Genomic DNA, 5,602 nt, shown 5'->3' with positions numbered 1-5,602 from the left:
GACCCCGCCCGGCCGAGCCACAGCAACGGCTTCGACCTGCTCTTTCGCGGCATGGAGCTGGTCACCGGCGGGCAGCGGCTGCACCGGCACGCCGACTACCTGGCGGCGCTGGCCGCGCGGGGTGAACCGGTCGAGCCGTACGCCGGCTACCTGGACGCCTTCCGGCACGGGATGCCACCGCACGGCGGCTTCGCGATCGGCCTGGAGCGTTTCGTCGCCCGGCTGACCGGCGCGGCGAACATCCGCGAGGTCACCGCCTTCCCCCGCGACCTGCACCGCCTGACCCCCTAGGACTGCGCCGTCCCGGGCGCCCCTCGTCACGAACGAGTGACGAGGGGCGCCCGGTCCGCACCTAGGGCGCGATCGGGAGGCAGCGCTTGTGCTCGGTGGCCCGGTAGCGGGCGACCAGCGTCTCCTCCACCTCCGCCGGGACGGGCTGCCCCTCCAGATAGGCGTCGATGTGCTCGTACGCCAGCCCGAGCGCGTCCTCGTCCAGCTTGCCCGGGGCCAGGCTCTCCAGGTCGGCGGTGGGCGCCTTGCCGACCAGTTCGGCGGGGGCGCCGAGCGCCGCGGCGATCGCCCGTACCCGCCGCTTGGTCAGCCCGGTGAGCGGTACGACGTCCGCCGCCCCGTCGCCGTGCTTGGTGAAGAAGCCGGTGACCGCCTCGGCCGCGTGGTCGGTGCCGACGACGAGTCCACCCGTCGCCCCGGCAACCGCGTACTGGGCGATCATGCGCTGGCGGGCCTTCACGTTGCCGTGCACGAAGTCCCGCTGGCCGGCGTCGCGGAAGGTCAGCCCGCCCGCCAGCAGCGCCTCCAGCGCGGCGTCGCTGGCCGGCTTGACGTCGACAGTGAGCACCTGGTCGGGCCGGATGAACTCCAGGGCCGCCTGGGCGTGGTGCTCGTCGGCCTGCACGCCGTACGGCAGGCGCATGGCGACGAAGGTGGCCGGGTGGCCGGCGTCCCGGGCCCGCTCGACCGCGAGCTGGCAGAGCCGCCCCGCCGTGGTGGAGTCCACCCCGCCGCTGATGCCGAGCACGAGTGTCGACAGCCCGGCGTCGACCAACCGGTCGGCGAGGAAGACGACCCGGCGCTCGATCTCCGTGGGGGCGTCGAAGGTCGGCGGAACCTGGAGGTCGGCGGCGATCTGCTGCTGCGTCGACAGCACGTCGGTCACGATGACTCCTTCGGTCAGGCGGGGCCGAGCAGGTCCCAGCGGTTGCCGGCGAGGTCGCGGAAGACGGCCACCCGGCCGTACGGCTCGGTGCGCGGCGGTCGCACGAACTCGACCTTCGCGTCGACCATCCGCCGGTACGTGGCGTCGAAGTCGTCGACCTGGAGGAAGAAACCTACTCGACCCGCGACCTGGTTGCCGATCGCGGCGGCCTGCACCTCCCCGTCGGCGCGGGCGAGGAGCAGGCCGGTCCCGCCGCCGGGCGGCCGTACGACCACCCAGCGTTTCGGCCGGCCGTCATTGGTCAGCGACGGTGAGTCCTCGGCCAGTTCGAAGCCGAGCACCTCGGTGAAGAAGGCGATCGCCGGGTCGTACTCGGCGACCACGACGGTGACGAGGTCGACCCGCATCCGGGTCAGGACGCGACGGCGACGATGGTGGACAGGTGGCGCTCCACCACCGGCAGCACGTCGGCGACGGTGATCGCGCGGCCCAGCTCGGCGGTGAGCGAGGTGGTCCCCGCGTCCCGGATGCCGCAGGGCACGATCCGGTCGTAGTAGCTCAGGTCGCAGTCGCAGTTGATGGCGAAGCCGTGCAGGGTCACCCCGCGGGCCACCCGGATGCCGATCGCGGCGACCTTGCGGGCGGGGCCCCGGTCGTCCTCGGGCACCCAGACGCCGCTGCGTCCCTCGATCCGGCCGGCGGTGAGCCCGAACTCGGCGCAGACGTCGATCAGCATCTGCTCGGTACGCCGCACGTAGGCGACCACGTCCACCGGGTCGGGCAGCCGCACGATCGGGTAGCCGACGAGCTGGCCCGGACCGTGCCAGGTGATCTTGCCGCCGCGGTCCACGTCGATGACCGGGGTGCCGTCCGTCGGCCGGTCCCACGGCTCGGTGCGCTTGCCCGCCGTGTAGACGCTCTGGTGTTCCAGCAGCAGGACCGTGTCGCCCTGCTCGCCCGCCACCACCGCTTCGTGCAGCCGGCGCTGCTCGTCCCAGGCGGCCTGGTAGTCGAGGAGACCGGCGCGGACGGCCGTCAGGCCGGAGGTCATCGTGCTCACGCCGTTCAGCGTAGTCCGGTGGCGGGCAGATCGCGCTGGTGAGCCCCCTCACCAGCCGGTGCGCGCGCCGCCGGCGAGCGGGCCGGCCACCCCCGGCGGGCCGCCGGTTCAGTCCTGCGGGATCCGCCAGAGCCAGACGTCGTCGACCCGCTGCGGCTCGCCGAGCAGGGCCGTCGCCGTGCGCCGGACCGCGTCCTGGTCCACCTCGAACTTCGCCCCGTGCACCCGGTCGGGGAGGACCACCGCCTCGACCCGCCAGTGCGCCAGGTCGGCGCGGACCTCCCGCAACGTCCCGTCCGTGACGATCGGCACCAGGCCGGTCCGCGCCGCCTGGTCCATCAGCGCACTGAAGGGGCGTGGCACGGGCCCGATCCGGCCCCGGCCGTCCGGGCCGCCGGGGCCGAGGAAGAAGCCGGCCGGGATGCGGAACTCACTCTGCCGGTGGGAGAGGGCGTACGCCTGCCAGCGCTGCCCGTCCGGGTAGATGTCCACGGCCGTCGGCACCGGGGTGAGCACCCCGCCCGGGGAGACGTAGTCCCGCCAGGTGCCGGCGGTGATGAACCGCGGGATCGGCTCGCGCTCGTCGGTGAGCAGCGGGGTGGGCAGCAGCGGGAGCAGCGCGACCACGAAGCCGAGCGCCCAGGCCGCCTCGGTCGACCGCCGGCGCCGCGGGGTCGCCGACCGGAGTTGGTCGAGGGTGTACGCCAGCAGCAGCCCGAACACCGGCGCCACCACCAGCGCGAGCCGGGCGGGCAGCGCGGCGTTCACCACCGGTAGCTGCCCGAGCAGGTCGAACGGCATGGGCACGTCGCTTCGGTCGCCGTCGAACTTGGCGACCGGCCCCCAGGAGAGCACGCCGAAGACGACGGCGACGGCGGCCAGCGCCCAGAGTGTGGCGCGGCGGGCCGGGTCGGCGCGGCGCCGGAGCGCCACGAAGCACACCACGGCGAGCAGCAGCAGCGGGATCCCGAAGAAGGAGTTCTCCTCGGTCGGGTTCGGGGCCAGCGAGGTGCCCAGCCCGACCTCGCCGGCGAGGGAGCGCCGGGGGTACGCACCGAACGCCGCGATGTCCTCCGAGTGGGTCACCGGGTCGAAGCCGGTGCCGTGGAACCGTTGCGGGCCGGCGAAGTGCAGCCAGAGCGGGTAGGCCAGCAGCGCGCCGGCGACCACCGCGGTCACCGCGAGGCCGCGCAGGAAGTTCGGCAACGCCGCCCTCGCCTCGGCGCGCTGGGCGGGGTGCAGCGACCAGACGATGACGAAGAGGCCGAGCGCGAGGGCGGTGAAGAAGAGCCCCTCGGCGGCGATGGAGAAGGCGATGGCCACGAGCACACCGAGGATGACCCCGTCGCGCAGCCAGTGTCCGGGTCGGCGCAGCGCGAACGCCCGCCAGATCAGCAGCGGCACCAGCCAGCCGGCCGTCCAGTTCAGGTGGGCGTTGGCGTGCGAGACCATGCCGGGGGAGTAGGCGATGAAGAGGGCGCCGACCGCGGCGGCGAGCCGGCTGCGGACCAGTTGCCGGGAGAGGAGCAGGTACCAGGCGACCGCGGTGGCGGCCAGGTTCAGGGTGAGGATCACCAGGAACGTGACGGGTGGGCCGACCAGGAAGGTCAGCGGCGCGAAGACCACCGCGTACACGGTGATCGAGGTGTTGACCGCGAGGTTCACCCCGTCCGGCACGTTGATCAGATAGGTGAAGAGCGGGTTCTCCCCGTGGGTCAGCGCGTGCCCGCCGAAGGCCAGCAGCCACTCGAAGAGAGCCTGGTCGCTGGAGTTGACCGTGATCGTCCGTACGTTCGGATCCCGCCACAGGCCGCTGGTCACCCAGACGGCGAGCGCGAGCGCGGCCAGCACCACGATCAGGTCGACCCGGCGCCCCCGGGCGGTGCGCGGCGGTGAGGCGGGTGCGGGCCCGGTGGTCACGGACGGGGAGGTCGGCACGCAGCGGACGTTACCAATCGGAACTGGACGTGCCGGTCATACATGCAAGGAGCGTCCCCTTCTTGTCGTCTCCGGTGGCGGGTGGACGTCCCGCTCCGGCGGATCGCGAGCCCCGCTCGCGGGTGAACACAGCGGCGGTCGTGAATGTGTGACGCCCGCCCATGTCGCAGCTCCGTCATTTCGTCGTAACGTCGCGGCAATTCGCAGGTGACCCAGTTCACACTTCCCCTGGAGGCCGCCGTGCGCCGCCCCTCATCCCTGCTCACCCGGTTGGCCGCGGTGGCCACCGGGTTCGTCCTCGCCGTCGCGGGCGCCGTGACCCTCGCCGCGCCCGCCCAGGCCGCCAGCCTCACCCAGGTCGGGAGCTTCGGCTCGAACCCCGGCAACCTCACCATGTACGCCTACCGGCCGGACAGCCTGCCGGCGAACTCCCCGGCGGTGGTGCTGCTGCACGGCTGCACGCAGAACGCCTCCGGTTACTTCACCAACTCCGGTTGGCGCAAGTACGCCGACCAGTGGAAGTTCGCGCTCATTGTGGCGGAGCAGAAGTCCGCCAACAACGCCACCAGCTGCTTCAACTGGTTCGAGACCGGGGACACCGCCCGGGGTCAGGGCGAGGCGCTCTCCATCAAGCAGATGGTCGACCACGCCAAGGCGAACTTCGGCATCGACGGCAGCCGCGTCTTCGTGAGCGGCCTCTCGGCCGGCGCGGCGATGAGCGCCGTCATGCTCGCCACCTACCCGGACGTCTTCGCCGCCGGGTCGATCGTCGCCGGCATCCCGTACCGCTGCGCCACCAGCATGGTCAACGCTTTCAGCTGCATGAATCCGGGCACCGACAAGAGCCCGGCGGCCTGGGGCGACCTCGTGCGCAGCGCGTACCCCGGCTACAGCGGGCCCCGGCCCCGGGTGGCGATCTGGCACGGCACCTCGGACACCACCGTCGCCCCGCTCAACGCCGGCGAGGCGCGCGACCAGTGGACGAACGTGCGCGGCGTGTCGCAGACCCCGACCAGCACCTCGTCGCTGCCCGGCGGCACCAGCCTCGAGGTGTACGGCGCCGACGTCGTCCGGCTCTACCGGGTCTCCGGAATGGGGCACGGCACCCCGGTCGACCCGGGCAGCGGGGCGGACCAGTGCGGCAACGCGGCCGCCTACTTCCTGGACACCATCTGCTCGGCGTATCGGGACGCCGCCTTCTTCGGCCTGAACGGGGGCGGCGGTGACCCGACCGACCCGCCCCCGACCGACCCGCCGACGACTCCGCCCACGCCGGTCTGCACGACCGCCAGCAACTACGCGCACGTGGTCGCCGGCCGGGCGTACCAGTCCGGCGGGTACGCCTACGCGAACGGCTCCCACCAGCGGATGGGCCTCTACAACACCTTCTACACGAGCACCCTCAAGCAGACCGGCCCCAACTACTG

Annotated in this window: 6 protein-coding genes; 2 read left to right on the top strand and 4 right to left on the bottom strand. The window is 72.9% G+C overall.

Annotation, left to right across the window (positions count from 1 at the left end; translation table 11 throughout):
- On the top strand, nt 1-291 hold a 291-nt coding region (locus E1211_RS30360; protein WP_305792239.1), incomplete at its 5' end, for an amino acid--tRNA ligase-related protein.
- Nucleotides 292-352: 61 nt separating this feature from the next.
- Here E1211_RS30360 and nadE read toward each other — a convergent pair.
- The 4 genes from nadE to E1211_RS30340 form a co-directional block, all read right to left on the bottom strand.
- Nucleotides 353-1,177, bottom strand: coding sequence for an ammonia-dependent NAD(+) synthetase (gene nadE / locus E1211_RS30355; protein ID WP_132353388.1), 825 nt, complete (start codon nt 1,175-1,177; stop codon nt 353-355).
- Nucleotides 1,178-1,191: 14 nt separating this feature from the next.
- A complete protein-coding gene (locus E1211_RS30350; protein ID WP_132353386.1) occupies nt 1,192-1,584 on the bottom strand; it encodes a VOC family protein in 393 nt (130 codons plus the stop codon).
- Between the two features lie 5 nt (nt 1,585-1,589).
- Nucleotides 1,590-2,228, bottom strand: a complete 639-nt coding sequence (gene lipB / locus E1211_RS30345; RefSeq protein ID WP_371686227.1) for a lipoyl(octanoyl) transferase LipB — start codon at nt 2,226-2,228, stop codon at nt 1,590-1,592.
- 117 nt (nt 2,229-2,345) lie between these two features.
- Complete coding sequence (locus tag E1211_RS30340; protein ID WP_132353382.1) at nt 2,346-4,175, bottom strand: DUF2079 domain-containing protein; 1,830 nt, start codon at nt 4,173-4,175, stop codon at nt 2,346-2,348.
- A gap of 240 nt (nt 4,176-4,415) precedes the next feature.
- Here E1211_RS30340 and E1211_RS30335 point away from each other — a divergent pair.
- A partial coding sequence (locus tag E1211_RS30335) for a PHB depolymerase family esterase (RefSeq protein ID WP_132353390.1) occupies nt 4,416-5,602 on the top strand: 1,187 nt, incomplete at its 3' end.

This window comes from Micromonospora sp. 15K316, from assembly GCF_004348525.1.
Lineage (GTDB): Bacteria > Actinomycetota > Actinomycetes > Mycobacteriales > Micromonosporaceae > Micromonospora.
This window is presented reverse-complemented; position numbering and strand designations above follow the sequence as displayed.